General features: G+C 68.2%; 31 protein-coding genes and 1 pseudogene. 30 read left to right on the top strand and 2 right to left on the bottom strand.

Annotated elements, in window-relative coordinates; translation table 11 throughout:
- Nucleotides 1-16: 16 nt before the first annotated feature.
- The 29 genes and pseudogenes from MQP27_RS07885 to MQP27_RS08025 all read left to right on the top strand — a co-directional run.
- Entirely contained in the window at nt 17-1,594 is a 1,578-nt protein-coding gene (locus MQP27_RS07885; protein WP_242762786.1) for a right-handed parallel beta-helix repeat-containing protein, read from the top strand.
- Between the two features lie 76 nt (nt 1,595-1,670).
- The gene (locus MQP27_RS07890; RefSeq protein ID WP_242762807.1) at nt 1,671-2,624 is read left to right on the top strand and encodes an N-acetylmuramoyl-L-alanine amidase; all 954 of its coding nucleotides are present in this window, start codon (nt 1,671-1,673) and stop codon (nt 2,622-2,624) included.
- Between the two features lie 19 nt (nt 2,625-2,643).
- Entirely contained in the window at nt 2,644-2,880 is a 237-nt protein-coding gene (locus tag MQP27_RS07895) for a hypothetical protein (RefSeq protein WP_242762810.1), read from the top strand.
- A 7-nt stretch (nt 2,881-2,887) separates the two neighbouring features.
- Entirely contained in the window at nt 2,888-3,076 is a 189-nt protein-coding gene (locus tag MQP27_RS07900) for a hypothetical protein (protein ID WP_242762813.1), read from the top strand.
- A 56-nt stretch (nt 3,077-3,132) separates the two neighbouring features.
- Nucleotides 3,133-3,684 (top strand): deoxynucleotide monophosphate kinase family protein, encoded by a 552-nt coding sequence (locus MQP27_RS07905; RefSeq protein WP_242762816.1) that lies wholly within the window; start codon nt 3,133-3,135, stop codon nt 3,682-3,684.
- Nucleotides 3,685-3,808: 124 nt separating this feature from the next.
- Nucleotides 3,809-4,747: a hypothetical protein gene (locus MQP27_RS07910; protein WP_242762819.1), complete on the top strand. Its 939-nt coding sequence runs from the start codon at nt 3,809-3,811 to the stop codon at nt 4,745-4,747.
- 251 nt (nt 4,748-4,998) lie between these two features.
- On the top strand, nt 4,999-5,853 hold the full coding sequence (locus MQP27_RS07915) for a PD-(D/E)XK nuclease family protein (protein WP_242762822.1): 855 nt from the start codon (nt 4,999-5,001) through the stop codon (nt 5,851-5,853).
- A 3-nt stretch (nt 5,854-5,856) separates the two neighbouring features.
- Nucleotides 5,857-6,060, top strand: coding sequence for a hypothetical protein (locus MQP27_RS07920; protein WP_242762825.1), 204 nt, complete (start codon nt 5,857-5,859; stop codon nt 6,058-6,060).
- Nucleotides 6,060-6,296: a hypothetical protein gene (locus MQP27_RS07925; RefSeq protein ID WP_242762828.1), complete on the top strand. Its 237-nt coding sequence runs from the start codon at nt 6,060-6,062 to the stop codon at nt 6,294-6,296. The genes MQP27_RS07920 and MQP27_RS07925 overlap by 1 nt, the downstream gene beginning before the upstream one ends.
- Nucleotides 6,297-6,410: 114 nt before the next feature.
- Nucleotides 6,411-6,863, top strand: a complete 453-nt coding sequence (locus tag MQP27_RS07930) for a hypothetical protein (RefSeq protein ID WP_242762831.1) — start codon at nt 6,411-6,413, stop codon at nt 6,861-6,863.
- Between the two features lie 111 nt (nt 6,864-6,974).
- Nucleotides 6,975-7,682, top strand: a complete 708-nt coding sequence (locus tag MQP27_RS07935; protein ID WP_242762833.1) for a recombination directionality factor — start codon at nt 6,975-6,977, stop codon at nt 7,680-7,682.
- Nucleotides 7,683-7,943: 261 nt separating this feature from the next.
- Nucleotides 7,944-8,111: a hypothetical protein gene (locus MQP27_RS07940; RefSeq protein WP_242762836.1), complete on the top strand. Its 168-nt coding sequence runs from the start codon at nt 7,944-7,946 to the stop codon at nt 8,109-8,111.
- A complete protein-coding gene (locus MQP27_RS07945; protein WP_242762839.1) occupies nt 8,108-8,350 on the top strand; it encodes a hypothetical protein in 243 nt (80 codons plus the stop codon). The genes MQP27_RS07940 and MQP27_RS07945 overlap by 4 nt, the downstream gene beginning before the upstream one ends.
- Nucleotides 8,347-8,586 carry a hypothetical protein gene (locus MQP27_RS07950; RefSeq protein ID WP_242762842.1) on the top strand — a complete coding sequence of 80 codons (240 nt, stop codon included), beginning with the start codon at nt 8,347-8,349 and terminating at the stop codon, nt 8,584-8,586. Before MQP27_RS07945 ends, MQP27_RS07950 begins: the two co-directional genes overlap by 4 nt.
- A gap of 72 nt (nt 8,587-8,658) precedes the next feature.
- Nucleotides 8,659-9,045, top strand: a complete 387-nt coding sequence (locus MQP27_RS07955) for a phiSA1p31-related protein (protein WP_242762845.1) — start codon at nt 8,659-8,661, stop codon at nt 9,043-9,045.
- Between the two features lie 92 nt (nt 9,046-9,137).
- Complete coding sequence (locus tag MQP27_RS07960) at nt 9,138-9,776, top strand: phiSA1p31-related protein (RefSeq protein WP_242762848.1); 639 nt, start codon at nt 9,138-9,140, stop codon at nt 9,774-9,776.
- A gap of 74 nt (nt 9,777-9,850) precedes the next feature.
- Nucleotides 9,851-10,072, top strand: a complete 222-nt coding sequence (locus tag MQP27_RS07965) for a hypothetical protein (protein WP_242762850.1) — start codon at nt 9,851-9,853, stop codon at nt 10,070-10,072.
- A 254-nt stretch (nt 10,073-10,326) separates the two neighbouring features.
- A complete protein-coding gene (locus MQP27_RS07970) occupies nt 10,327-10,989 on the top strand; it encodes a hypothetical protein (protein ID WP_242762853.1) in 663 nt (220 codons plus the stop codon).
- A 274-nt stretch (nt 10,990-11,263) separates the two neighbouring features.
- Complete coding sequence (locus MQP27_RS07975; protein WP_242762856.1) at nt 11,264-13,495, top strand: phage/plasmid primase, P4 family; 2,232 nt, start codon at nt 11,264-11,266, stop codon at nt 13,493-13,495.
- A 108-nt stretch (nt 13,496-13,603) separates the two neighbouring features.
- On the top strand, nt 13,604-14,104 hold the full coding sequence (locus MQP27_RS07980; RefSeq protein ID WP_242762859.1) for a DNA cytosine methyltransferase: 501 nt from the start codon (nt 13,604-13,606) through the stop codon (nt 14,102-14,104).
- Nucleotides 14,097-14,636 (top strand): DNA (cytosine-5-)-methyltransferase, encoded by a 540-nt coding sequence (locus MQP27_RS07985; protein WP_242762862.1) that lies wholly within the window; start codon nt 14,097-14,099, stop codon nt 14,634-14,636. The genes MQP27_RS07980 and MQP27_RS07985 overlap by 8 nt, the downstream gene beginning before the upstream one ends.
- A gap of 70 nt (nt 14,637-14,706) precedes the next feature.
- Nucleotides 14,707-16,563, top strand: a complete 1,857-nt coding sequence (locus tag MQP27_RS07990; protein WP_242762872.1) for a DNA polymerase — start codon at nt 14,707-14,709, stop codon at nt 16,561-16,563.
- A 415-nt stretch (nt 16,564-16,978) separates the two neighbouring features.
- Nucleotides 16,979-18,301 carry a hypothetical protein gene (locus tag MQP27_RS07995; protein ID WP_242762880.1) on the top strand — a complete coding sequence of 441 codons (1,323 nt, stop codon included), beginning with the start codon at nt 16,979-16,981 and terminating at the stop codon, nt 18,299-18,301.
- A 90-nt stretch (nt 18,302-18,391) separates the two neighbouring features.
- Nucleotides 18,392-18,808, top strand: a complete 417-nt coding sequence (locus tag MQP27_RS08000; RefSeq protein ID WP_242762889.1) for a hypothetical protein — start codon at nt 18,392-18,394, stop codon at nt 18,806-18,808.
- A gap of 82 nt (nt 18,809-18,890) precedes the next feature.
- On the top strand, nt 18,891-19,205 hold the full coding sequence (locus MQP27_RS08005) for a hypothetical protein (RefSeq protein ID WP_242762891.1): 315 nt from the start codon (nt 18,891-18,893) through the stop codon (nt 19,203-19,205).
- 62 nt (nt 19,206-19,267) lie between these two features.
- A complete protein-coding gene (locus MQP27_RS08010; protein WP_242762894.1) occupies nt 19,268-20,044 on the top strand; it encodes a DUF2637 domain-containing protein in 777 nt (258 codons plus the stop codon).
- Nucleotides 20,045-20,357: 313 nt separating this feature from the next.
- Entirely contained in the window at nt 20,358-20,648 is a 291-nt protein-coding gene (locus tag MQP27_RS08015) for a hypothetical protein (protein WP_242762896.1), read from the top strand.
- Between the two features lie 20 nt (nt 20,649-20,668).
- Nucleotides 20,669-20,911: a hypothetical protein gene (locus tag MQP27_RS08020; RefSeq protein WP_242762898.1), complete on the top strand. Its 243-nt coding sequence runs from the start codon at nt 20,669-20,671 to the stop codon at nt 20,909-20,911.
- 811 nt (nt 20,912-21,722) lie between these two features.
- Nucleotides 21,723-21,902: pseudogene (locus MQP27_RS08025) on the top strand (coagulation factor 5/8 type domain-containing protein); the annotation flags it as partial.
- Nucleotides 21,903-21,920: 18 nt separating this feature from the next.
- On the opposite strand, the gene MQP27_RS08030 reads toward MQP27_RS08025, so the two are convergent.
- Entirely contained in the window at nt 21,921-22,874 is a 954-nt protein-coding gene (locus tag MQP27_RS08030) for an LLM class flavin-dependent oxidoreductase (RefSeq protein ID WP_242762902.1), read from the bottom strand.
- A 195-nt stretch (nt 22,875-23,069) separates the two neighbouring features.
- Complete coding sequence (gene fusA / locus MQP27_RS08035; protein ID WP_242762904.1) at nt 23,070-25,115, bottom strand: elongation factor G; 2,046 nt, start codon at nt 25,113-25,115, stop codon at nt 23,070-23,072.
- 436 nt (nt 25,116-25,551) lie between these two features.
- Between fusA and MQP27_RS08040 the strand changes: the two genes are divergently transcribed.
- Entirely contained in the window at nt 25,552-26,007 is a 456-nt protein-coding gene (locus tag MQP27_RS08040; RefSeq protein WP_123968634.1) for a tellurite resistance TerB family protein, read from the top strand.
- Nucleotides 26,008-26,107: the final 100 nt, after the last annotated feature.

Below are 26,107 nucleotides of genomic sequence, written 5' to 3' on the forward strand. Positions count from 1 at the left end.
TCAGTGGCGCCCTGGCATGGACGTCACGGGGGGCCGCCTTCAGTACATGCTGGAGCGCCTGAACACCAGCTCCACCGTGAACGTCGAGACCTTCGGCGCTGTCGGCGACGGCATCACGGACGACACCCTGGCCATTCAGGCAGCGCTGGACCTGGCTCACTCCTCCGGCGGTGGCCTGGTCCAGTTCACGCCTGGCAAGACGTACGCGGTGTCGACGTTCCTGGTCGTCTACGACTACACCACCGTGTACGCGTACGGCGCGACGATCAAGGCGATAGGTAACAGCGGGATCCTCCGCAACTTCCTGTCCTCTGAGACCTTCAACGCCTACGAAGGCCACTCCCACATTCAGATCCTGGGCGGGCGCTGGGACGGCAACGCCTTCAACGGCACCACGGGCAGCGTCACCGCCGAGACGGACGTGATGAACTTCGTTCACGCCCAGGACATCACGGTCCGTGACGCGACGATCGAGAACACGTCCACGGCTCACGCCCTGGAGTTCAACGCGGTCGACGGTGGCCGCGCCCTGAACTGCCGCTTCCTGGGCTACAACGACAACAGCTCCGACGCCTCCCGCCAGTTCAGCGAGGCGATCCAGATCGACATCTCTGTGTCTGGGTCCTCGTCCATCGGGTCCTTCGACAACACCCCCGCGAAGAACATCCTGGTGGACGGCTGCTACTTCGGCGTCTCCTCGCGCTGCGGCAAGTTTGGCCGCGCCGTCGGGTCTCACACGCTGGCGTCCGGCCAGTACTACTACGGGATCCAGATCGTCAACAACAGGATCGAAGGCACGCTCCAGGAGGGCGTCCGGGGCTACGGCTGGCGCCGCTCCGTCATCGCGAACAACGTGATCTCCGGGACCGGCTACTCGGGTATCTGGCTGGGGATCCCGAACCCCTCCACGGCTGGCTACACGGCGACCTCGTATGACCTGACGATCCAGGGCAACACGATCACTGCGCCGGCCACGGACTCCGCGATCCGGGTCGTCGGCTACTCCGGCGCGTCGATCGCCCAGGTCACCGTTAACGGCAACTCGATCAACGGCGGCTCGACCGGCAACGCGAACGGGATCCAGATGGAGTACTGCAACTCCCCCGTGGTCTCCGGCAACACCCTGGCCTCCGTCCAGTCGACCGGCATCTACAACGTGAACTCCGACTCCGGCACGATCACGGGTAACACGATCCGGGGTACTGCCTCGAACGGGATCAACGTCAGCAACTCCTCTGGCACGGTCGTCAGCTCCAACCACGTCCGCGACGCCAGCACGAACCACTGCATCTTCATCGGTGCATCGAACGACTTCCTGGTCACCGCCAACCGAGTCGTGAACGCGGCCTCCACGGGCGCAGGTATCCGCCTGGGCGGGACCGCGACGGACGGAACCGTTAACGGCAACCGCGTCGTCAAGGGCACGTCCCAGAACGGGATCAGCGTCGACAGCACTGCGACCGGATGCATCGTCGCGAACAACGACCTGAGCGGTAACGGCTGGTCCACTGCAACCGCGCTGGCCTTCTCTGCCACGGTCACCACCAGCTTCGGCGGCGGGTCGACCTCCCCCGGCTTCAACCGCGTGTCCTGACCCTCCCCTCATCTCTGGCCTCCGGGCGCTGGCACCGCTGCCTGCCCGGAGGTCGCCCCATGAAAGGACGTTAACGATGTCTACTCCCATGACGGCGGACCAGCTCATGGCCCAGCTGAAGAAGTGGGGCGTCAAGTACCAGGAGTACCGGTCCTGGCGGACCCACAACCGCGCCGGCCACGGTGCCTGGGGCCCGGTCAACGGATTCATGGTCCACCACACGGGCAGCGACGCGAGCGACCAGCGTTCGCTCCTCTACAACGGCACGGCGGCTCTCCCCGGTCCGCTGTGTCACTTCGGTCTGGCCCAGGACGGGACGGTCCACCTGATCGGCTGGGGCCGCGCGAACCACGCGGGCGCGGGCGACCCGGACGTCCTGAAGGCCGTCGAGAACGAGTCGTACGGCGCGTACCCGCCCGCCGACAACCAGTCGAGCGTAGACGGCAACGCCCGCTTCTACGGCGTGGAGATCTGGTACAGCGGCAGCCACAAGATGAGCGACGCCCAGTACGCGACCCTGCGCAAGCTGGCCGCCGCCCTCTGCGACTTCCACGGCTGGTCCGCGAAGTCGGTCATCGCTCACGCGGAGTGGGGTTCCCCGGGCAAGTGGGACCCGGGCATGGCCCCCGGCAAGACCTACGACATGGCCGTTGTCCGTGCCGACATCGCCGCGACCCTGGCCAGCAAGTCGGCCACTCCGTCCGCGCCCTCGACGCCGACCCCGAAGCCGTCCACTCCGGCCAAGCCGTCCGTGTCGCTGTCGAAGCTGGTGACCGCTGCGAAGCGGAACCCGTCCGCGAAGGGGACCCCGGTCACCTACAGCGGTGTCCGCACCGTGGAGGCGGCTCTGGTCAAGGCGGGCCTCCTGTCCGCGAGCAAGGCGGACGGGCACTACGGCACGGACACGATCAAGGCGTACGCGGCCTGGCAGCACAAGTGCGGCTACTCCGGCAAGGCGGCGGACGGTGTCCCCGGCCCCTCGACCCTGCGGAAGCTGGCCGCTAAGTACGGCTTCACCGTGACCGCCTGACGTGACCCGGGAGGACAGCGTGGACAACGACCTTGGGACAGTGTCCATCGGCGCTCGCGAGATCTACGACCAGCTGGTGGCCATGCGGGACGAGGTCCGCGCGTCCGCTCAAACTCACGTGGCCGTGGCCGAGAAGCTGGCCGACCACGAGGACAGGCTTCGGTCAGTGGAGCGATGGAAGTACGCCGTCCCGACCGCCCTGGCCACGGCCGTCATATCGGCGGCCACCACCATCACAACCGTCGTCCTGAAGTGAGGCATACATGGGAGAGCACTCCGCCCCGAACGCTGGCGTCGCGGGCAAGGCCCTGGAGGTCGTCCGCTGGGTCTGGCGCAACCGGCGCAAGGTCGCTGCCGCAGCGATCGTCGCGTTGCCGTTCGTCGCTCGGTACGTACCCGGCTTCCCCTCCGAGGAGGCTGTAGACGTACTCCGCGCCTTCCTGGGCGCCTGACGGGGGACGTCCTCTCCGGGCCGGTAGTGACAGCACTGTTGCCCCGGGGAGGACCCTTGAAGGACATCGCACTGACCGGCCTGTCTCGCAGCGGGAAGGACTCCGTGGCCGCCCGCCTGGTCGAGGCCTACGGGTACGTCCGCGTCGCCTTCGCCGACACCCTGAAGGAGGCGGCCCTGAAGGCGAATCCGTACATCCCCGTTGACGAGTACGGCGCGGACTGGGACCGCCTGTCGGACGTCGTCTCCCTCCATGGGTGGGAGATGGCTAAGGACGCCTTCCCGGAGGTCCGCCGGTTCCTTCAGTACTACGGACAGACGGTCCGGGAGATCGATCCGGAGTTCTGGATCAGGGCAGCCTGGCCCGCCGCCGTCCGTGCCAAGAGGGCGCGCCGCCCGGTCGTGTTCACGGACGTCCGGTACGTCAACGAAGCGGACATGCTGAGGCGCAACGGCTTCCGCATCGTGCGCGTCGTCCGTCCGGGCCAGGTCCCCGGCGACCATCCCAGCGAACGCGAGATGCTGGCGTACCCGGTAGACGAGACGATCGTGAACGACAACACGCTTGCCGTACTGGCGGTGAAGGCGGGAGGCCTGGCGCTGCTGTGACTGGCCGAAATCGGGGTCCCTTCGGGGGCCCCTTTTTCGTTGTAGGCGCCACAGTTGAGGCGCCTGCGCTACGCTGTTCCCTCGTTAGATGATCAAGGATCCCCCCGGGTAAGGGAGCACCACCATGGCCACGAAGAAGGCCGCCGCTCAGGCGCTGATCGAGCGCGTGTCCATCCTGCGCAGGGAAGGCTTCACAGAAGACGCTGAGGCCTTGCGCGAGGAGGCGGAGGCAGCGGTGGCGGCCTGCGCTCCCCGGGACAGGAAGGCCCTGGGCGAGGAGCTGGAAGCCGCCTTCGAGCTGGAGCCTGCCGCGCCGACCAAGGAGCTGGTCATCAGGTCCTGGCGCGACGTGGACGACGTGGAGGGCATCGTTAACGCAGGCGTCCGCCAGGTCCGCAAGGCGGTCGACGCAGGCCTGAAGACTGCCGACATGGCCCGCCAGATTGCGGTCACGCTCCTGGACGCTCGCCTGAAGATGCCGAACGACGACACGCACCTTCCGGACATCATCGCCCAGCGGAAGTACACGAAGGACATTGCCCGCGACCTCTTCAAGGAGGCCCGCAAGGGAGTCACGGAGGAGGACGTTCACCGCTGGGACACACACGAGTCCCTGGCGAAGGCCGTACGCAACCGCATGTCGGACGTGATGGTCGACTTCCTTCGCGGCCTGGAGGAGGACCCGGACAAGGCGAAGGCCGTCTTCCCCATGCTGGAGTTCCCGGAGGGCGTGTCCGCTACGGAGGTCGTTTACGACGCCTACGCCAGCCAGGGCGTGAACCTCCCGCGCAAGGGCCGCACGGAGCTGGCCCGCGAGGACGCGGCCCGGAAGCGGGAGCTGGTACAGAGGGCGATCGCCGGCGAACTCCCCCCTGGCGATGACGAGGACGTTGACGAAGAGGAGGAGCTGGCCCGCGACATGGCCGCCCTGGACCGCGTGGAGAAGAACTTCATCAGCACGACCCGGCGGGCGGAGCGGCTCACCCCCGATGCGCGGGCGGCGCTGAAGGCGAAGATCAACCAGACGATCGTGAACCTGTCCGCTGCGGCGGCTCAGCTGTAGCGCAACCGACGGACGAGGGTCGGCCCCTGGGTGGGGGTCGGCCCTTTCTGTTTCGGCGAGGAGGGCGGACCCTCTATTAGTTTCTATATTTTTGTTTAGTCCCATTTAGAAAAACAATTCTCTATTCAGTTCGTCTCGTCGCACTCTCCTCACTAACTGGGACAGTTCACGACTTCCGATCCTCCATTCCTGGGGACCTCCTCCCCGGTCAGTGGTGAAGGCATCTCGCCCCCACCACCTGGAGGACTCCCTTGTCCAAGATCGATACCGTGAAGAAGGCGGGCGCCCGCTTCTACGTGAATGAGGCCCGCCCGAACGTCACCGTCCCGGGCGTCACGTCCATCGTCGGCATGCTGCCGAAACAGGATTTCCTGGGCCCGTGGCAAGCCAACATGGCCGCTGACCTCGCGATCGACTCGTTCGAGTACCTGCGCCAGATGGCGGAGAGGGACCGCGCCGGCGCGAAGCGGTACATCGCCGGAGCCGCCCGCCGCTACACGGAGGTCCGCTCGAAGCTGGGCTCCCGCGCACACGACGTCTTCGAGCGCCTCATGAACGGCGAGGAGGTCGACTACGTCCACTCCGACATCGTGAACCACGTCGAGCACTTCCGGCAGTTCCTCGCCGCCGTGAACCCGGAGCTGGTCCGCGCCGAAGACGTCGCCTGGTCGTACGAGCACGAGTACGCGGGGTCCTTCGACGCGATCCTTCGCATCTGGGTCGAGGTCCTCCCCTCCGGCAAGCTCCGGATCACCCCGGACCGGTCCGGTACCCCGATCCTCGTCATGGTCGACTACAAGACCTCGAAGTCGATCCACTCCGACGTCGCCCTTCAGCTGGCCGCCTACCGCTACGCGGACGTGATCATTGACCCGGAGGGCAACGAGACGCCCATGCCGGAGATCGACTCGGCGGCGGTCCTCCACATCACGGACGACCAGTGGACCTTCAAGGGCGTCCGCGCGGACCGCGCCGTCCACGCCTCCTTCCTGACCCTGCGGGAGACCTTCCGCTGGGTGCGCGAGGACTCGAAGGACGTCGTCGGCCTCGCCCTGGCCTCCTCGAAGAGCCGCATGGTGACCGGCACCGAGCGACGGGGGAAGTGACCCATGGCCGCTGAGGAGTTCCTGTCGTACGTCCCGTACCGCAACGGGGAGTGGAAGGACCACAAGACGAAGGCCAACGTGCGCAACGTGATCCGCGCCAACAATGGCCGTGACCTCCGCATCTTCGTCGCCCGCGAGTCGAACGGCGTCGTGTCGTACACGGAGGTTGCCCCCTCCATCTGGCCCGCCTACTTCCGGGAGGCCTGATGGCGCGCAAGATGAGCAAGGCCCCTACGCACGCCTGGCGCACGGTCCTGGTGACCAAGTCCGCAGCGAGCGGCGAGGAGAAGACGGAGTACCTGGGCCCGTACTGGCGGAGGAGCGACGCCACGGGCCGGCTGACGACCCTGCGGTACTCCTACTCCCGCCCCTGGTCGACCTGGCAGCTCGTTAACGGCTGGATCGAGGCGGCTCCGCTGGGCGAATGGATACCCGCCCCCTGATCTATCCCTGGCCCCCTGGCCTGGCCTCGTGCCTGGTCGGGGGGCCTTTCTGCGTTTCAGGGGACGTCCTCTCCGGGCCGGTGGTGAGACAGCCACACCACCTGGAGGTTCACGATGCGCGTGTTCCGCGTCGGTCACCGAGAGAAGACGTTCACGATCGCCGACAAGCCGTTTCCGATAGGTCCCTACAACCGGGACGACTACAACGCGGACCTCAACACGGACATGATCCGCGCCCACGGCGGCTGGGGCAGCCACAAGCATCACCCGACTCCGGCCGCTGACCCGTACCTGAACGGGGTCTACTCCTGGGAGGTCTGCGGCTTCAGCTCTCTGGGCGCCCTCCTGGACTGGTTCGAGACCTTCCTTCAGACCCTCGACAGGAACGGCTACGCCCTGTGGGTCTACGACGTCCCGGACGAGGACGTTCGCGTAGGGATGCGATGCGGCCAGCTGGTCTTCGAGCCGGAGTCCGCCGTCAAGGTCAGCATGTCGCGGCTCCCGCTGGACCCGGAACAACTTGCGCTGTTCGACGCGGAGGGGACGTCCTCTCCGGACCAGGGGTGAGGGACAGCGAGGCGCCAGCTCAGGGCCAGGGGACACCCTCCCCGGACCAGGGGTGAAGGGGCGCTTCAACCCCAAGCCAGTCACCAGTCAGCCACCCCTGGAGGGACCCCCATGCTCGACATCTTCGCGACGGACCCGGAGGCCAAGGAGAAGCGGGAGGAGCGCGAGGCCGCCCGCGAGAGGGCCACGCGTCCGACCTGGGACTTCCAGTTCCGCTCGGGCAAGCGCAACGGCACGAAGCCGGTCAGCCTGCGGAAGTGGCGGATCACCACGCCCAAGCAGGAGGTTGCGAACGCCCTGAAGGAGCTGTTCGGCGGCTCGATCACGGAGGCCCCGAACGGCGACTACGCCGTGGACACCGACACGGACGCGATCGAGGTCGTCGTGGACGCCTCGAAGATCGAATCCAAGCTGATCCAGTGGGCGGACGGCCTCCCCATCCACGAGTGCGACGGCTCCAAGTACCTGTCCCCGGAGGACGACAAGGGCAAGCCGTGCGGCTGCCCCAAGCTCCTGGACGAGCGCAAGGACCTGGCCAGGCAGCGGCGCGGCCCGAAGCCGAACATCGTCCTCCCGCTGCGCCTGGCGCAGGACGAGGAGCTGGGCCTGGGCAAGTACACGGCCACGGCCTGGTCGTTCGCGGAGGACCTCCCGTACACCATGAGGGCCTTGCAGCGGATCGACGGCGAGGCGCTGTGCATCCTGCGCCTGGAGTTCGTGGAGTACGAGGTCGGGGGCGAGACCCGGTCGTTCACGAAGCCGGTCCTGGACGTCGTGTCGTCCTTCCAGGACGCCATCGCCGACGACCCGGAGAGCTGATCGTGAACGCCCTCAACCCGCTTACCGCCCTGCGGGGGGCCAGCGACGTCAACGTGAAGTTGCCGCTATGGACCTGGCCTCCCCAGCTCCGGAAGGCGGTCCTCCACGAACGGCGCCGCCGATTCGGGATTGAGGACGAACGGATCCTGCCCGCTGACCTGACCGAGGAGGACGCCCCCGCATGACCCGTTGGTCCGGCCCTTGACGGGGTCGGGCCTTCGGGCGTGCCAGAACCACTTTACGTGATCGGAGCGTCACAGTATGGTCTTCAATCTCGCCAGCGGTTCGCGAGTCACCGTCTTCGACGTGGGCGGAGGCTCCAAGGAGTTCACGACCCGCAACGCGGACGGCGACGTGGTCTCCACCGTCATCCTGGGCGCCGCCTACGCCAACCGGACCGTCGCGGACCTGGAGGCGAACGCCCGATGAAGACGAATCCGTATCTCCGCGCCGTGAACCGCCAGCCCCGCCGCTCGGTCGGGGTCATCATCGCCGCAGTCCTCAGCGTGGCCCTGGTGGCTGGCCTCCTGGTCTGGGCCGCAGTGGCGGGCCCGACGTGCGCGGAGTACCGAACGCACTGGGTCTCCGGGGTCCACTTCGTCAACGGCAGACCGCACCACTACTCCGGCTCCGAGACCTACTGCGCCCGCTGGGAGGACAGCAAGTGAAGTACGAAGCCGCACCCCTGGAGGAGCACGGTTCGACCGTCCAAGAGGCGAGCGCGAACCTGTTCCGCGAGCGCTGGGCCGACGGCCAGCCGATCCGCCTGTACGTGTCCGGAACGCACCGCGATGGGGACAACTCCGCAACCTCCGGCTTCGTCCTGGAGGACCGCCGGGCACTGCGCAACCTGATCGCCGATCTGACCGACGCCTTCAGCCACTGGCCCGCCGACCATCGCTGACCCACTGCCTGGCCTCCTGACGGGGGTCAGGCCTTCGGGGCGCCCGGACCAACCGACGCTCAGGAGGCACCCATGGCCGAAGCCACGAAGACGACGCGCACCGTGACGACCACGGAGGAGCGGTACACCCTCGACCTGTCCGCCCAGGAGTTCAGCTACCTGAAGGGCGTGATCGGGGACCTGCCGACCGGCGACGGCGACGGAGCCAGCCGCCGTATCTGGAACGCCATGCAGTCGCCGGCCAACGGTGACATGTTCGAGCACCAGGGCGTGACGTACGACCTGAAGGCGGAGTACCTGGACGCGTCCGGGGACCGCTGGAAGTTCACGGGTGCGCGGGACACCAGCGGTCAGCCGCTGATCTCCTGCCTGGTGGAGGACACATCCGAGTACCAGGACTGGTCGCTGTCGCGCTTCGTCGAGACCTACTCGTACGGCTCCGGCATCCGCCGCCGCTGACCCACTGCCTGGCCTCCTGACGGGGGTCAGGCTTCTGGCGTGCCCAGACACCCAGCCGCCCCAACGTAGGCGCCTGACGAGAGGACACGCACATGGCGAAGGTCGAGACATTCACGATCGGCGACACCGTCCGCACCACGCTGACCAGCGTCCCGAAGGGAACGATCGCCTTCGGTCCCTTCAAGGCGACCCAGAACGGCCCGGAGCGGTACATGGTCCAGCGTGAGGACGGTACGGCGCATTCGGTTGCCACCACGGACATTCGCCCGCACGTCGTCTTCAAGGTCGGCGAGGAGGCCGAGGAGAAGGCCATGGGCCGCACGGTCGAGATCGTCGCGGGCCCGTTCAAGGGCATCTCCGACCTGGACAACTACGTGATCAAGTACAAGGCGTCGGGCGCACACGGTTGGATCGGAACGAATGCCCTCCGGAAGAAGCCGACCGCGACGGTCACCTTCGACATGGCCGGCAGGCTCCAGGAATCCGTTCGCCGCATGGCCGACGACATGGATCGCGCCGCGCGCCTCTTCGGCGGTAGCTCCTACTCCTACAAGGGCCGGACCTACAGCCTGGACGGCGAGTACGAGGACCGACAGGGCGACGTCTGGAAGTTCAACGGCAAGTCCACGACCGACGGTACGCCGCTCATGGACTGCAACCTGTGCTCGCCCTTCCGCAACGTGCCCTTGTCCGACGTCCTGACCTCCTACGGCCCCCTCTCCCGCGCGTAGCGCGCGCCTGGCTCGACTCCTGACGGGGTCGGGCCTTCGGCCGTGCCCGCATCCGTTAACGAGAGGAGGCCCGCATGATCCGCGTCATCACCTCCAGCCAGGCGCCCGCCCTGGGTGACCTTCGCGTCATGCAGTCGGGAGACCTGGTCATCGTCGCCAGTGACGCGACCGACCGCGAGGACTGGCCCCGCGTCCAGGACGCCCTGAACGTGGCCGCGAACCGTGGCGCTGAGGTCGCCTGGTCCCGCGTCCCGGAAGTTCCCACGGTTCCGTTCCCGAAGGAGGTACAGGCGTGAACGACTTGGGCCTGATCATCATCGTCGCCGTGATCCTCCTGGCGGCCGGCGCCTTCGACAGCAACTCCGGGGGTGACTGATGGACGCCTGGTCCGTCCTGGTCCGCGTCGCTGCCCTCCTGGCCTTCATCGCTGCCGTGGCCTGGGCCCTCGACCTGTTCCCGTGGCAGCGACCGCCCCAGGCGCCGGATCCCGCCCGCTGCGTCGGATGCGGGGAGTACGACCAGCCAGGATGCCCGGAAGGGGTGTGCTGCCGTGGCTAACCCGTCGAAGGCGCGCGGTACCGCCTGGGAATCGCTCACCCGTGACTTCCTGAACGTGACCCTGGGCCTGTACCGAGACAACTGGAAGGACCTCACCCCCGCCCAGCGGTTCCTGAACGCCCTGGACTGGCGCAACATCAAACGCCAGACCCAGGAGGGCGCGAAGGACGTCGGGGACCTCCACGCCTGGCCGTTCATCCTGGAGGCGAAGGACGTCAAGTCTGCCGCCGTCCCGACCTGGCTCCACCAGGCCGATCAGGAGGCCGTTAACGCTGGCTTCCCGTACGGGGTCGTGATCCACAAGGTTCGGGGGAAGGGGCCGGCGCTCGCTCGCGTGCACATCTCCAGCGAGACCCGCCGCCGCCTGTCCGCTGACGGAGCCTTCCCGATGTGGGCCCTGCCGCTGGCGGACCTGAACACGCGCTCCGGCTACTGGACGTGGACCCTGGCGGAGTTCACGAAGGTCCTGGCCGCTGTTCGACAGGTGGCGTCCCTGGACGTCGCCTCATTCGACCAGCCCGCCGCGCGCGTGTTCACGGGCCAGCGGGACGACGAGTGTCCGTGTGTGCTCCGCGCTCCGGCGGACTACGACGGTCCGATGGAGGACTGTCCCGTTCACGGTCGTCAGGGGACGTCCTCTCCGGTCCAGGGGTGACCGACCCCCGATCGAGAGGAGTCCTCACCCCATGGACGTGAACGCGATCCTGGACCGATTCCAGGACGTTGACGATCACGCGGACGGTGGGTACATCGCCCTCTGTCCTGGCCACTCGGACAGCCGCCCGTCCCTCCGGATCTGGTTCGGGGAGGACGGGCGTGTCCGTATGACGTGCCGCGCCGGTTGCGAAACGGGCGACGTGATCCGCGAAGCGGGTCTTCGCTGGGCCGACATGTTCGGCGCAACGGGGGCCGCCCGGACCGTGTCGTCCGTGAAGCCGGAGACGGTGGGTACGGCGGAGGTCGCGGGCCTGCGCGTGTACCTGGACGCTGCGGAGCGCTCGTACGCCGACTCCCCCGCCGAGTCGTACGCGGTCCGCCGCTTCGGCCTCCACGACGCGGAGCGTCTGGGCCTGGGCTACGACGACGGCTCCCTTCCGGGCCTGCGCTACGAGGACGCGGAGGGGCGGACCAGGAACTACCGCTCCACCGGCTTCCGCCGCTTCCCCCGCCTGATCGTCCCCCTGGTCGGCTTCGACGGCATCGCCCGTGGCCTCCAGGGCCGCGACGTGTCCGGCGACTGTCCGGCGCGATGGATGTCCTTGACCAACCCGGAGGCTCTCCGCTGGGCGTCGTACGGGGTCCTCCTCGCCGACCGCGAGACAGCCACGTTCATCGTGACCGAAGGCCCCGGGGACGGTCTGACCGCCGTCGCGGCAGGCTTCAACGCGGTCATCATCCGGGGCGCCTCCCTCGTGAACTCCCCGGAGCTGGTGGCGGAGCTGGCCGCAGGCCTTCGCGGTAAGCGCGTGGTCCTGGCGGGCGACAACGACACGGCTGGCAACGGCTTCACCCAGCGCCTGGCCGACGGACTGGCCTCACATGGCGTCCCGACGCAGTCCCTCACGATCCCGTACGAGGGCGACGACCTGACCGACTGGAGGGCCCGCAACGTGGCCGACTTCCCCGCCGCCCTGGAGGCTGCCGTTAACGGCTCCGCTCCCGTGGCTGCCCAGCCGCTGGGCCTGACCGACGTGGACACGGGCGCCCTCGTCCCGGACGCGGACCAGGTCGAGAAGATCACGGAGCTGTACTACGAAGCGCTGCGGAGCTACGGCGCGAGCGACGTCCTGAACGCCTACCTCCTGGTCTCCTTCGCTGACGGAGCGATCAAGTACGCGCCTGGTCTCGGCTTCTTCACCTGGTCGGGCCGCGTCTGGGAGCGGTCAGACACGAAGGTCCGGCAGACGGTTCACTTCATCGGCCGCGCGCTGATGGCTGCCGCGAAGGAGAAGACGGACAACAAGGCCCCCGACGCGAAGGAGGACCCGGGCGAGGGCCTGCGCAAGGCCGCGAAGGGCTTCACGACCCGCCGCCGGATTGACGACCTCCTGGCGGAGCTTCAGTCGGTGCCTGCCGTTCACGTGCTGCCCACGGACTTCGACAACCAGCCGGACCTCCTGTCCTTCCGCAACGGAACGGTCGACCTCCGCACGGGCACGATTCGCGAGCACCGTAAGGAGGACCTCCTGACCTACTGCCTGGACCTCGACTACCGTCCGGAGGCCGCCTGTCCGCGCTGGGAGTCCTTCCTGGAGGAGGTCTTCCCCGGCATGCCCGACATGCCCTCGTACCTGCGGCGGCTGATCGGCTACGGGGCGACCGGCCACACGGCCGAGCAGTGCTTCGGGGTCCTCTGGGGCAAGGGCGCCAACGGCAAGTCCGTGATGACGGACACCCTGACCTCCGTCTTCCGTCCGATCACGGAGACGACCCCGTTCAGCACGTTCGAGGAGAAGTCGTCCGGCGGCATCCCGAACGACATCGCGGCCCTTCGCGGGGCCCGCTACGTCATGGCCAGCGAGGGCGAGTCCGGCAAGCCCATGTCGGAGGCCGTCCTGAAGCGCGTGACCGGCAAGGACGAGATCTCCGCGCGCTTCCTGCGCCAGGAGTTCTTCACCTTCAAGCCGACCTTCCTTCTCCTCCTCGCGACGAACTTCAAGCCGAAGTTTCGCGGCCAGGACGAGGGCCTGTGGCGACGCGTCAAGCTCCTGCCGTTCACCCGGTTCTTCGCGCCGGAGGAGCGGGACCCGCACCTGGACCGCAAGCTTCTGGCGGAGGCTGAGGGCATCGCCGCATGGGCCGTCCGGGGCGCTGGCGAGTGGTACCGGTCGGGCCTCCAGGACCCGGAGCTGATCGTTAACGCTACGAGGGACTACCGCCGCACCAGCGACGCCCTCGCCGGTTTCTTCCCCGGGGTCCTGGAGGAGTACGACGGAGCGGAGCTGACCGCCGGCCAGGCATACCAGGCGTACTCGCACTGGTGTGAGGCGGAGGGCCTTCCGACCCGCGAGCGCTGGACCCGCCGCACCTTCCTGGACGCCATGGAAGAGCGCCAGGTGGGACGTGTGACCACGGTGAAGGGCGTCACCCTGATCGGGGTGCGCATCGCCGCTGACCACGCTGACGTCCCCGACGGTCCCGGCATCTTCAGCGACGAGTGACCCGGGGGACGTCCTCTCCGGATCGGTAGTGAACAGCCTGGGTCCGGCCCTTGACGGGGTCGGGCCCTGGTCCGTGCCAACACACATCAATCCGAAGGACGGGCCAACGTGTCCATTCTCGAACTGTGCGCAGGGTACGGAGGGCTGGGCGTCGCCGTTGAGGCACTGACCGGGGACAAGGTGACCGTGGTGGCGGAGGTTCATCCCGCTGCCTGCCAGGTCATGGCCACGAGGTTCCCCGACGCTCCGAACATCGGGGACGTCAGGTACCAGACGTGGCGACCGCTGGTCGGCCAGGTCGACATCATCACGGCGGGATTCCCCTGCCAGGACATCAGCAACGCAGGCCGCCGAGAGGGGATCAAGGGTGAGCGCTCCAGCGTCTGGTTCAACGTCGCCGAAGCAATACGGGTCATTCGACCCCGATACGCGTTCCTGGAGAACGTCTCAGCTATCCGAAATCGGGGCCTCGACGAAGTCGTCACATCGCTTCACGAGATCGGGTATGACGCGAAGTGGACGACTGTACGAGCTTCCGACGTCGGGGCTCCGCACCATCGGGACCGCTGGTTCTGCGTTGCCGTGCCTTCCCAGTCCGACGGTGTCTGACGGCTACCGGGGACCGGACTACGCGAAGCGGGACCGCCCGAACTCCGGCGGTGACGACCTGGTGACGGCGGTCGCCCGCCTCTTCCCCCGGGACAGGGCGGAGAAGCTCTTCAAGACGCCGACGGCCAACCTGGGGTCCAACGGTTCGGCCCAGCACCCGGACAAGCGGAAGGCTGGCGGTCACGGCCCGACGCTGGAGGACGAGGTCTGTTTCCTCCTGAACGTCGACCCCGAAGCGGAGCATCCGGACGACGGTCCGCACTCCCCCGCTGAGTGGTGGGGCCAGTTCGCCCAGGCCGTGTACCGCTGGGAAGTCCTCATGGGGACTGCGGCTCCCGTTCCGATCGTCCGTGGACCGCGAGGCGGGATCAAGCTGTCCCCCAAGTTCGCGGAGTGGCTCATGGGCATGCCGGACGGCTGGGTGACCGACGTTCCGGGCCTGGACCACAAGGAACAGCTGGGCCGCATCGGTAACGGCGTGGTCCCCCAACAGGCCTACGAAGCCTTCCGGTTCCTCCTCCAAGACGCATGACAGAAGGCCTGGCTTCCTGACGGGAGTCAGGCCTTCCCCCTGTCCGCATCGTCAACGGAGAGGGGACGGCATGCGCCACTTCAGCGGAGTGCTGAACGGGCAGCCCTGGGACGGCCTTGTTGTGGAGCGCCCGGAGGACCTGGGCCCGTTCCGGCGCTGGGTCGCGGACCAGGCCCAGAGCGGGACCCCGGTAGCCGCCGACACGGAGACGTGCGGCCTGAAGATCTACGCCTGGGGGCCTGGCTTCCTGCGCCTGGCTCAGTTCGGTACGGAGACGGAGGCCTGGGCGATCCCGATCGAACACGGCCCGGAGTTCGTGGAGGCCGCCGCCTGGGCTCTCCGCATCCTGCCCGACCTGACCGGTCACAACTGGGCAGGCTTCGACGCCCTGGTCAGTGACGAACACCTGGGCGTCCCCCTGGAAGAGACCTGCGCGAAGGTCACGGACACCCAGATCCTCGCCAAGCTGGTCGACCCCCGACAGCAGATGGAAGGAGGGATTGGCTCCAGCCTGAAGCCCCTGTCCGCCCACTACATCGACTCCGCCGCCCCGGACACCCAGGACGGCCTGAAGTCCGTCTTCAAGGCCTTGAAACTCCGCATCGCCGAAGGCTTCGCGAAGATCCCGCTGGACCATCCGACGTACCTGGAATACGGCCTCCTGGACGTCATCCTGACCAGCCGCCTTCGCCCCCGCCTGGAGCGGACGCTGGAGAAGCTGGGCGTCCCGAAGCGCCTGGCCGTTTACGAGCACCGCGTAGCGCGCATCTGCGCTCAGATGGTCCGGGCCGGAATGGTCCTGGACGAGGAGTACACGCTGGGCCTCCAGTCCGACCTGTCGTACGACGCGGAGCGCTTCGCCGAAGTGGCCGCCGGCTACGGCGTGGACTCCGTGAACTCAGGCCGCCAGGTGGCCGCCGCCCTCATGGGCATGGGCGAGACCCTGACGGAGAAGACGGCCTCCGGGGCCTGGAAGGTCGACAAGGCCGTACTGATGGCTCTGGCTGACCTCGACCGAGATTGGAAGCCGATCCACTCGCGCACCGCCAACCCCCTTGCTGAAGCGGTCCTCCGCTCGAAGCGTGCGGGCAAGTGGCGCTCCGCGTACGCGGACAACTTCCTGGACAACGTGGACGCTGGGGGCCGGATCCACCCCAACGTTCAGTCCATGCAAGCGCGGACCTTCCGCATGTCCGTGACCAATCCCGCCGTCCAGACGCTCCCCTCGTCGGACAAGATGATCCGCCGCGCTCTCCTCGCTGACGAGGGTCACGTGATGATCTCGACCGACTTCCAGGCCGTGGAACTCCGCGTCCTGGCCGCCCTGGCGGACGTCAAGCGCATGAAGCTGGCGATCGCCAACGGCGAGGACCTGCACTCCTTCACCGCCCGCCTGGTCTTCGGCGAGGGGTTCACGGAGAAGGACCGCAAGGTCTCGAAGGGGATCGCCTTCGGCAAGGTCTACGGAGGCGGAGCCAGCACAGTCAGCCGCCAGACCGGCGCCCCGATCGACGCTGTCCAGCGAGCCATGGTCAAGTACGACCAGGTGTACCCGGAGGTCGGTCGCGCCGCGAAGGACTGGCGGATTGAGGCCTTCAACAACCGCATGGTCGGGATCTCGATCACTGGTCACCGCCTGCCGCTGGACCGCGACCGCTCCTACGCGATCACGAACTACCTGGTCCAGTCGACAGCCCGTGACTGCCTGGGCCAGGCCCTGATCCACATGGACGAAGCCGGCCTGGTTCCCTTCCTGCGCCTGCCGATCCATGACGAGGTCCTGGCCAGCGTCCCGAAGGGGGATGCCGAGGAGGTCGGACGCGCGATCGCCCGCTGTATGACCTTCGACCTGAAGGGCGTCCAGATCGAGGCAACGCCCGACATCGGGAAGCGGTCCTGGGGCTCGCTGTACGGCGCTGACTACTAGCCGACTCAAGATCTGGGCCCTGTACGGATCGTCTTCCGCTTCCGTTCAGGGCCTTGATCGAATCGTTACTTAGCCTCCTCAATTGAGTCGGCTGACGTTCACGGTTGCCCACACTTCCATCACAAAACGTGCCGACCTGCGGATACGTCCTCATACCCAGGTCCGATCTGGCGTCACGCGTCTGTTGCTACCAGCCGGTAACGGCATCAGGTGCCTCACAGTTGAACGCAGATCGCATTGACCCGACTCAATTGAGTCGCTTACTTTCACAAGGCGTCCACAAGGCGCGGCCCGATCAGCCGCGAACGGATGGGCGCCTTCCCATTCCGCTTCCCCCTGGTTCCCCATGCCCTGGCACAGCCATGCCCTGGCCCAGTCATGCCCGGAACCGGGGGCCTCCCAAGAGGAGACCTCCGTGAACGTCACTTCCCGCGCCCAGGTCATCGGCTCCGTCATCAGTGAGGAGGTCACGGACGAGACGCTGGCCGCCGCGAAGGCTGGCGACCGGGACGCGGCAGCGTCGATCCTGGCCGACCTCGAATCCCGCTTCGCCGCGATCGCCCGCCGCACCGCGTCCCGCACTGAGGGCGACGCCAGCGAGGGCCTGCGAGCGGCCTACGCGGAGGACTTCCTTCAGGAAGCGGACCTGATCGCCCTGGAGTGCCTGGCTGGCTACGAGGGGGACAGCGTTGACGACTTCCGCGCCTACGCCTTCCGCTACGTGGAGCGCGAACTTCCCGCCCGTGGCCGCGACATGCTGAACGGCACCGACGACGACTCCGACGGCAAGAAGCTGTTCGCCCAGATGGTCAAGCACTTCCGCGCCGCAGACGTGAACCACACCATGACGGAGTCCGACTACGTAAACCTTGCCGAGTCGGCGGTCCAGGACAAGGGCCTGGTGGCGACCCTGAACGGCGGGGCCTACAAGTCCCGCATCCGCATGTCGCCGGAGGCCGCCTACGCCGCGCGCCTGGCGTACCAGGGCATGGTCTCGATCTTCACGCCGACCGCTGGCGAGGAGGCCGATACGACCATCGCCGACACCCTGGTTGACGCCCAGCTGGTCGAGCACGCAGCGGACGTCGCGCACGCTGGCTTCCGTCCGGTCCAGTGGGTCGTCCCGACCCGCGTCCTGGAGTCGAACCTCCCGACGCCAAAGGACTCCGAGACCCGCGCCCGCGTGCTGACTGCGATGGAACGTTTCCGCGCTGGCACCGTGACGGACGAGGACCTGGAGCTGTTCGAGTCCCTCCCCTGCCGCTCCTTCGAGGTCGGGGCCGCCGTCGACATGCTGGCCGCCCTCCAGAACCAGCGCCAGGAAGGCCCGCAGGCCTCCACTGCCGAGACCCAGACGGACGCTGCCCTGGGCCGTGGCTCGATCGCCCTCAACGCCCAGCGGGCGATCCTGGAGAAGGCCACGGAGGACGCGGTCAAGCGGGCCCTGGTCCGCCGCGTGCTCGGCATGCTGTCCCCGCGCCAGGCGTACATCCTGGCCGCCTCCTTCGGCTTCATGGGCAAGTTCAAGGACGACGCCCAGGTGGCCCGCGAGATGTCGAAGGCGGGGATCGCCGACCTGGAGGCCGCCCGCGTGCGCAAGGACCGCGACAAGGCCCGTGCGTCGTTCACGAAGAAGTGGGCGGACCTGGTGGCCAAGACGGGCGGGGAGCGCATGGCCCTGGAGCTGGCCGCCGCCATGCAGGGCGTTCCGATCGCTGAGGCCCTCGACGAGGACTGAGGGGACGTCCTCCCCGGACGGTCGCAAGGGGGTCCGCGCCTGGGCCCCCTCCAGCCGCCTCAGTGGAGGCGCCTACCGAAGGAGCAAGCCGTGTCCGACCTCGAAGCCTGGGGGAACCCTGAGCACCAGTGCGACGACCGTTGCGCACCGTACGAGCCGCTGTCGGACCGCGACCTGGAGACGCTCGACGAGTCGACCCACATCGACACCCTGTACGAGGACCTGAACCTGGTCCGTGAACACGCGGCCCTCCTCTTCCTGGCCATGAACCAGCGCGTACCCGACTTCCGCGTCCCGGTCCGCTCGTTGGCCGTCCTCCTGGACATCTCCGAGTCGGAGGCTGAGTGCCTCCTGGGCCCGGAGCACCAGCGCGTAGGCGACATCGTCCAGCACGCGGTGAACGTGGCCGGCGAGGACGGCTATGTCGGCCTGGCCATGGCCGCCGTGTTCCGCGCTGAGCTGATGGAGGTCAGCACCACCCAGGACGAGGACGGCCCTTCCGAGTAGGACTTGACTCGACTCAATTGAGTCGGCTAACTTCAGTGCTCCCAGCCGCCTCGACTGAGGCGCCTAGCGAGAGGACACCCCAATGGCGATCATGCGAATCACGAAGGCCCAGACCCTGGCCCTGGCCGGCGCCTTCGAGGGCAGCGGCCCCCAGACCGTGGTCAAGGCCGACCGTGAACAGCTGAAGCTCCGCTGGGTCATCGCCTGGGGCTCCGGTCACGGCACGCGGAACGCCCTCCTGCGCATGGGCCTTACCGAGCGGGTCAAGGTCGGCCACAACGTGTACGACGTCCTGACCGGGCGCGGCCTGAACCTGGCCAACTACCTCATGAAGGGTGGCCAGCTCCGCGCCTTCGACCCGGTCCTGATCGACCTGGGCCAGATGCCCTCGCAGTGACCGCCACCTGGCCCCTGGACCGCCCGGGGGCCTTTCCGTTAACGACTTGAGAGGACCTCACCGTGAACACGCTCCGCGCCCGCCTGACCCTGACCGCCGGTCTGGTCATCGTCGCCCTGACCGCTGCGGCCTTCTGGCTCTCCTACGCGCACCTTCACGACGTGGCGTCGAGTCACGGCCTGGGCAACTCCACGGCCAGAGCCTGGGCATGGCCCGCGACCCTGGACCTGTTCATCGTCGCCGGAGAGATCATGATGCTGGTCGCCGCTCTGGCGAAGCGGCGGGACTTCTGGGCGATCGGCCTTACCGTCGCCGGGTCGGTCGGCTCGATCGGCCTGAACGTCTACGGGGTGGGTGCGGGCGCCCAGAAGATCGAGTACCTGGTCGCCGCCGTGCCTCCGACCGCCGCCCTCCTGGCCTTCGGTGCATTGATGCGCCAGGTTCACCACGCGATCGCTGGCGAGGAGGCCCAGGCCGCCCCGGTCGTTAACGGCCTGTCGGAGTCGCTGGCCGACACCTGGTCCGCCGACGGCCCGATGATGATCCTCCCGAACCACACGGTGAACGAGGAGTCCTCGCCGCTGGACGAGGTCCTGGCCGACGAGCAGGACCAGGAGGACGCCCCGGAGGCCGACGAGGACGAGGATACGGAGACTGTCCCCGTATTCACGATCGCCACGAAGCCGACCATGACCGAAATCTGCGCTGCCGTGAACGACATCCGCGCGGAGGGAACGGCGCTCTCCGGCAAGGCGCTGGCCAGGTACTTCGGTGTCAGCGACCGCTCCGGCCGGCGCTACCTGAAGGACTGGAACGACGCCCAGACCGGCGCTGCGTAGGCAGTGGACTAGACCGCATTGCAACCCCTTGCAACCTTCTGACCAGGCCCCTTCGGGGGCCTTTACCTTTGGCCATGGCCTACTAGCCGGTAGCTAACAGGTCGATAACGCAAGCATCTTCACAGGAACCACACGCTCCTCTTACCTTCCCTTTGACGTACTGTCCAAGTGGGAACTACACCTAACGCGGGGGGAATCCGTGTCTGTGCTTTCTGTCATGCTCCGTGCCTTTGTGCCCGTTTCTACGTCCTTCGGATGGACCTGGGGAACCTGGCCGGGAACCGACCCTCTGGCGGTCGAGCGGATCGCTAACGTGAACGAACTCCCGCGCGTCCTGCGCTCGTACTCGTTCACCGTGGCGACCATGCTCCGTCCCGCTGATGTCGGCGAGCGCTTCAACGTCACCGTCTTCGGCTCCAGTTCGGGCCGTGTCTACGGACGGGATCAATGGGCCTGGGACGCGATCGCCGGCCGGTACCAGCCGCACGGTACGCCCTGGGTGCCTCGCACGGAGGCCGTTAACGAGGACCTGGCGCACCTGTCCAGCGTCATACCCTTCGGCCGCAAGGCCGTCCCGGCGGACGCGCCTCCGATGGCTGCCTGACCGCTGGGTACGCTGCGGGTATGGAATCTGAGTCGCCAGCCTTCCCGCCCAAGGTGCGGACGTACAACGACACAGCAACGCTGCTGAACAAGCTTCAGGACAAGGCGAAGTTGTGGCATCGAACCGCCAAGGAGAACGAAGCGCGCGCCAATGAGTTCGACCGCGCCGCACAGCAAGTCGAGGACGGCGCAACGACCGTGACGGTTGGACTCACCACCTATGTGGTTGACGAAGAGCGTGACGAAGGCCATACGCAGCGCTAGCCTGATGGGAAGCGGTCCGGCTATCCGGGCCGGACCTGACTTCCAGTTAGGACAACCGAAGAATGACCGCCAGCGGACAACGCGCAAGCGTTGAGAAGGTCGCTGCACCTGAACCCATCGGTCAGGCGCAAGCGACGACCTCTTGTGACCGATGGGAATTTTGTGCTCTCTGCGGACTCGGTACGACCGAGCCTGTCTTCATCGGGAGCACGGAGACTTCGTCCGGCCCTGGCCACGCGCTGTACGCCGACCCGTCCTGCGCACGGGCGTACGCGCACACCAGTAGCGCACCTGAGTGGCTCCAGGAGAACTACCGGGGAGCCGCGTAGTGGACCAGCCGAACGGCAGCGAACAACCCCAGGACAAGGCAACAGCCGTCTACCGGGCATGGATGCAGCACGTAACCCACAACGACAAGGGTGAGCGCTGCGTGGTGTGCACTGAGGCGGATACGCCGAACAACGGATGCCCGGAGGGACGACGACTGTGGGGTGACTACCGACTTGCAAAGATCGTCACCGCTGTACCTGTAACTGACGGCTCGTAGCGCGACCGCTGACCGGCCCCGTTCGTCTGTGCTCCCCTTCACAGATGACCGGGGCCTTCGTCATGCCCGCTCGCTATACTCCTGGCCCCCACTGGAGGTGAGGCCATGAGCGTCGTGTGGACGACTCTGGAGGTCCTACTTATCATCGCGCTCTACTTCGTTGTTGCCCTTCTGGTCTGCGCGTTCGTCCCGTCCTGGACCCAGATTCAGCAGTGGCGGCGCGAGCGGCAGCGACACCGATAACGTGCGTCTGGAGGCACCTTCGACCCGACGATCGTGCAGCACAGCGGTTTCGCGGCGCCGAACACGCCGGGGGTGCGCTTCCACGACCTGCTGGTGGTGTCGCTGGGCGGGAACGGCCAGTACGAGCACGTCATCAACGACATCGGTGCGCCCACCTCGGGAACCTCGACCACGCCGTCGACGGTGGTGTCGTACCCCTGACGGGTTTTTGACGGGCCGTCACTTCCCGGCCGCGGCGACCGCGTCCCGTACCGCCGGGGCGATCTCCTGGGCCCAGAGGTCGAGCGCGGTCTCGTACGGCAGGTCGCCGGCCGGGAAGTGGACGAAGCCGGAAGCGCCGAACTCCAGTACCGCGCCGGTGAGTTCCTCGATCCACTGGGACACCGAGCCGCCTCGCCAGCGGCCTCCGGCGTCGCGCGGGGCGTCCACCGGGCCAGGGGTGATGACCCCGGGCATGTTGTAGACCGTGGCGATGTCACCGGGGTCGCGGCCCGCGCTCGCCGCCGCCTCGTCGATGACCGGGCGGGACTCGCGGTAGCGGCGGCTGAGCCAGTCGGCGGCCTGTCCGGGGATCCATCCGTCGGCCAACCGCCCTGTCACGGCCAGGGACTTGGGGCCGACGGAGCCGGTCCACACGGGCGGCGCGGGCACGGGGGCGGGTTCGAGGTCACGTACCTCGTAGAACTCCCCCTGGAACGTGACCGGTTCGCCCCCGTCGCACAGGGCCCGGATCAGGGTGATCGCCTCGGCCATGGCCCGTACCGCGGCGCCGGGGCCGAGCCTCGGCACGCCGAGCCGCTCGATGTCGTCCCACCGGCCGCCCGCGCCCAGCCCGAGGACCAGGCGGCCGCCGGTCAGGGCGGAGAGCGAGGCGACCGTGCGGGCGAGCATGGGCGCGGGGCGGCTGGGGAGGTTGGTGACGCTCACCAGCCCCGAGATGCGCTCGGTGCGGCCGAGTACGACGCCGGTGATCGCGTAGGCGTCGAGACGGGTGCCGAAGTAGGGGTGGTCGGAGACGGCGAACAGGTCCAGGCCATGCCGGTCCGCCCGGAGAGCGAGGCGCAGGATCGCGTCGGCCGCGTCGACACCGGTCGGGCCGCCGATTCCGAACAGTGGCGTGGGTGTCGTCATCACGCCGCCGCCCTCCCGTGGTGCCGAGTGCGTGCGTCTCACGCTGCGATCCATGGTAGTTGGGGTCGCAGTCAGTGGACACCGCATGTGCTCGGGAGCGCACGCGGAGGTGGCCCCCACCCATGGGCGGATGGGGGCCACCCCGGCCGCTGAGCACTTCGCCGGCTGTGCCGATCAGCGGCTCCGCCGCGGGGCGGCGGTGGGCCGCGGGTCGGCGATGGACCTCCCCAGGACCGCTCAGGTCCGGGTCACTGCCGCGGCCGGTGCCGGTGCGTGGCCGATCGGACGGGCGGTGAACGTGCCCCGGCCCTGGCTCCGGCTGCGCAACCGGGTTGCGTAGCCGAAGAGTTCGGCCAGGGGCACGATGGCCGTCACCACCGCCGCGCCGGCCCGCGTCGTCGAGCCCGAGACCCGGCCGCGGCGGGCGGCGAGGTCGCCGAGCACCCCGCCGACGGACTCCTCGGGCACGGTGACCGTGACCTCGGCGACCGGTTCCAGCAGGACCATCGCGCAAACCCGCAGGGCTTCCCGGAGGCCGAGCCTGCCCGCCGTACGGAAGGCGGTCTCCGAGGAGTCCTTCACGTGCGTCGCCCCGTCGGTCAGGGTGACGCGCAGCCCGATCACCGGGTGTCCGCCGAGCGGGCCCTCGGCGAGGGCGTCCCGGCAGCCGGCCTCGACCGCGCGGACGTACTCCTGCGGTACCCGCCCACCGACGACCGCCGACCGGAACTCGAACCCGGCCGCCAGCGGCTCGACATCGAGGACGACATGGGCGAACTGGCCCGCCCCGCCGTCCTGTTTGACGTGCCGGAAGACCAGACCGGACACCCCGCGCCCGACGGTCTCGCGGTAACTCACCCTCGGGCGGCCGACGTTGACCTCCAGCCCGTGCGCGAGCCGGAGCTTCTCCGCCGCCACCTCCAGATGCAGTTCACCCATGCCGGACAGCACCGTCTGACCGGTCTCGGGGTCCGTCCGTACGACCAGCGAGGGGTCCTCCTCGGCAAGCCGTCCGAGCGCCGAGGCCAGCCGGTCGGCGTCGGTGGTGCGTCGCGCCTCCACGGCCACGGAGACCACCGGTTCGGTGACGCCCGGGGGTTCGAGGACGAGCGGATGCCCGGGAGCGCACAGCGTCGAGCCGGCGCGGGCCGACTTCAGCCCGACCACGGCGACGATGTCCCCGGCGACCGCGCGCTCCACGCGCACATGACGGTCGGCCTGGACGCGCAGGATGCGCCCGATCCGCTCGGCGCGGCGCGTGCCCGCGTCCCACACGGCGTCTCCTTTCCCGATCGTGCCCGAATAGATCCGTACGTACGTCAGCCGTCCCGTCGGCGTGGCGTTCACCTTGAACGCCAGCGCGGCGAAGGGCGCCGCGGGGTCGGCCGCGCGCTCCTGCTCCGTACCGTCGTACGTGCCCCGTACGGCGGGCACGTCGAGCGGGGAGGGCAGGTAGGCGACGACGGCGTCGAGCAGTGGCTCGATGCCGCGGTTGCGGTAGGCGGAGCCGCACAGCACCACCACGCCGTCACCGCTGCGGGTCAGGTCCCGCAGGGCGCCGGCGAGGGTGTCGGCGGACAGCGACTCCCGGTCGACGAACTCCTCCAGCGCGGCCGGGTGGAGCTCGGCGACGGTCTCCTCCAGCAGCCGTCGGCGCCGCCGCGCCTCGTCCCGCAGTTCGTCGGGCACGGGCGTGTGCTCGACGCCGTCGCCGCCGTCGGCCCAGACCAGGGCACGCATGCGCACCAGGTCGACGACACCGGTGAAGCGGTCCTCGGTGCCGATGGGCAACTGCACGACCAGGGGCGCCGGATGCAGCCGCCGCCGGATGGAGGCGACCGCGGTGTCGAGGTCGGCGCCCGCGCGGTCCAGCTTGTTGACGAACGCGATCCTCGGCACGCCGTGCCGGTCGGCCTGCCGCCACACCGACTCGCTCTGCGGCTCCACTCCGGCCACCGCGTCGAACACCGCGACCGCCCCGTCCAGAACCCGCAGCGAACGCTCGACCTCGTCGGCGAAGTCCACGTGCCCGGGGGTGTCGATCAGGTTGATCCGATGGCCGTCCCAGTCGCAGCTGACGGCCGCGGCGAAGATGGTGATGCCACGGTCGCGCTCCTGCGGGTCGAAGTCGGTGACGGTGGTGCCGTCGTGGACCTCGCCGCGCCGGTGGATGGTGCCTGTGGCGTACAGGATCCGCTCGGTGACGGTGGTCTTGCCCGCGTCGACGTGGGCGAGGATGCCGAGGTTGCGGACGAGGACGAGGGGGTTGGTGTCGGTGCGCACGGCCCGTTGGCCTTTCTGGTGATCTGGTGATCTGTTGATCCGTTGGATCGGGCAGCGCGATTTCCCGGGCGGGGCGGGCACGGCCATGGCACGCCGGTGAGGGCGGCGGGTCGTGTCAGACGTTCGCCACGGGCATCCGGTACCGGCCGCGCAGCGGGCACCGGACGGACGGGGACACGAGGATCACCTCGTACTGGGCGCAGGGGACGACGACATCGGTGCGGTACCGCACGGCCGTCCTCCCCTCGCCTGCCCGCGCGTCACGGCGACGCACGGTGCGTGGCGAGTGTAGGGAGCGGGGAGGGTCCCGGGCACTGGATTTTCGCGGCGTGGCGCGGCAGGTGAACTTTCCTGGAACGGACGGAACTTATCCGCCGCGCCACTAGTTTCTACGGTGCTGTAGATCTCATACGACACCGAAACACATGGAGTTCTCATGGCCCTGTGGGACCGCATCAAGGAATCCGCGACGACGATGCAGACCCAGCTCGTGGCGAAGAAGAACGATCTGAAGAGCGGCGCCTTCCGTGACGCCAGCATGGCCATGTGCGCCCTGGTCGCGGCTGCCGACGGCACCATCGACCCGGCCGAGCGGCAGCGCGTCGCCCAGCTGATCGCCACCAACGAGGTCCTTCAGAACTTCCCCGCCGACGACCTGCGCCGCCGCTTCGAGGAGAACCTGAACAAGCTCACCACGGACTTCGCGTTCGGCAAGGTCAGCGTGCTGCAGGAGATCGCCAAGGCGAAGAAGAAGCCCGCCGAGGCCCGTGCCGTCATCCAGATCGGCATCGTCATCGGCGGCGCCGACGGCGACTTCGACAAGACCGAGCAGGCCGTCGTACGAGAGGCGTGCTTCACCCTGGACCTGCCGCCGCACGAGTTCGACCTCTGACCGGCGCCCGGCCGCCCGGCACGGGCCCCGGCGTCAACCACTGAGTTCACGCCAGGACCCGTACGGGGTGGTTTACGGCCGTCGGAACGGGTGAGGCGGT

This window comes from Streptomyces cylindrosporus, assembly GCF_022698165.1.
GTDB classification, from domain to species: domain Bacteria; phylum Actinomycetota; class Actinomycetes; order Streptomycetales; family Streptomycetaceae; genus Streptomyces; species Streptomyces cylindrosporus.

What these genes read in the sequence shown, in the direction of transcription:
- MQP27_RS07910 (WP_242762819.1), top strand. Translation starts at nt 3,809, where the DNA reads ATGGCCACGAAGAAGGCCGCCGCTCAGGCGCTGATCGAGCGCGTGTCC.
- MQP27_RS07945 (WP_242762839.1), top strand. Translation starts at nt 8,108, where the DNA reads ATGAAGACGAATCCGTATCTCCGCGCCGTGAACCGCCAGCCCCGCCGC.
- MQP27_RS07885 (WP_242762786.1), top strand. Translation starts at nt 17, where the DNA reads ATGGACGTCACGGGGGGCCGCCTTCAGTACATGCTGGAGCGCCTGAAC.
- MQP27_RS07940 (WP_242762836.1), top strand. Translation starts at nt 7,944, where the DNA reads ATGGTCTTCAATCTCGCCAGCGGTTCGCGAGTCACCGTCTTCGACGTG.
- MQP27_RS07990 (WP_242762872.1), top strand. Translation starts at nt 14,707, where the DNA reads ATGCGCCACTTCAGCGGAGTGCTGAACGGGCAGCCCTGGGACGGCCTT.
- MQP27_RS07965 (WP_242762850.1), top strand. Translation starts at nt 9,851, where the DNA reads ATGATCCGCGTCATCACCTCCAGCCAGGCGCCCGCCCTGGGTGACCTT.
- MQP27_RS07935 (WP_242762833.1), top strand. Translation starts at nt 6,975, where the DNA reads ATGCTCGACATCTTCGCGACGGACCCGGAGGCCAAGGAGAAGCGGGAG.
- MQP27_RS08020 (WP_242762898.1), top strand. Translation starts at nt 20,669, where the DNA reads ATGGAATCTGAGTCGCCAGCCTTCCCGCCCAAGGTGCGGACGTACAAC.
- MQP27_RS07900 (WP_242762813.1), top strand. Translation starts at nt 2,888, where the DNA reads ATGGGAGAGCACTCCGCCCCGAACGCTGGCGTCGCGGGCAAGGCCCTG.
- MQP27_RS07925 (WP_242762828.1), top strand. Translation starts at nt 6,060, where the DNA reads ATGGCGCGCAAGATGAGCAAGGCCCCTACGCACGCCTGGCGCACGGTC.
- MQP27_RS08005 (WP_242762891.1), top strand. Translation starts at nt 18,891, where the DNA reads ATGGCGATCATGCGAATCACGAAGGCCCAGACCCTGGCCCTGGCCGGC.
- MQP27_RS07955 (WP_242762845.1), top strand. Translation starts at nt 8,659, where the DNA reads ATGGCCGAAGCCACGAAGACGACGCGCACCGTGACGACCACGGAGGAG.
- MQP27_RS07920 (WP_242762825.1), top strand. Translation starts at nt 5,857, where the DNA reads ATGGCCGCTGAGGAGTTCCTGTCGTACGTCCCGTACCGCAACGGGGAG.
- MQP27_RS07890 (WP_242762807.1), top strand. Translation starts at nt 1,671, where the DNA reads ATGTCTACTCCCATGACGGCGGACCAGCTCATGGCCCAGCTGAAGAAG.
- MQP27_RS07960 (WP_242762848.1), top strand. Translation starts at nt 9,138, where the DNA reads ATGGCGAAGGTCGAGACATTCACGATCGGCGACACCGTCCGCACCACG.
- MQP27_RS08040 (WP_123968634.1), top strand. Translation starts at nt 25,552, where the DNA reads ATGGCCCTGTGGGACCGCATCAAGGAATCCGCGACGACGATGCAGACC.
- MQP27_RS07930 (WP_242762831.1), top strand. Translation starts at nt 6,411, where the DNA reads ATGCGCGTGTTCCGCGTCGGTCACCGAGAGAAGACGTTCACGATCGCC.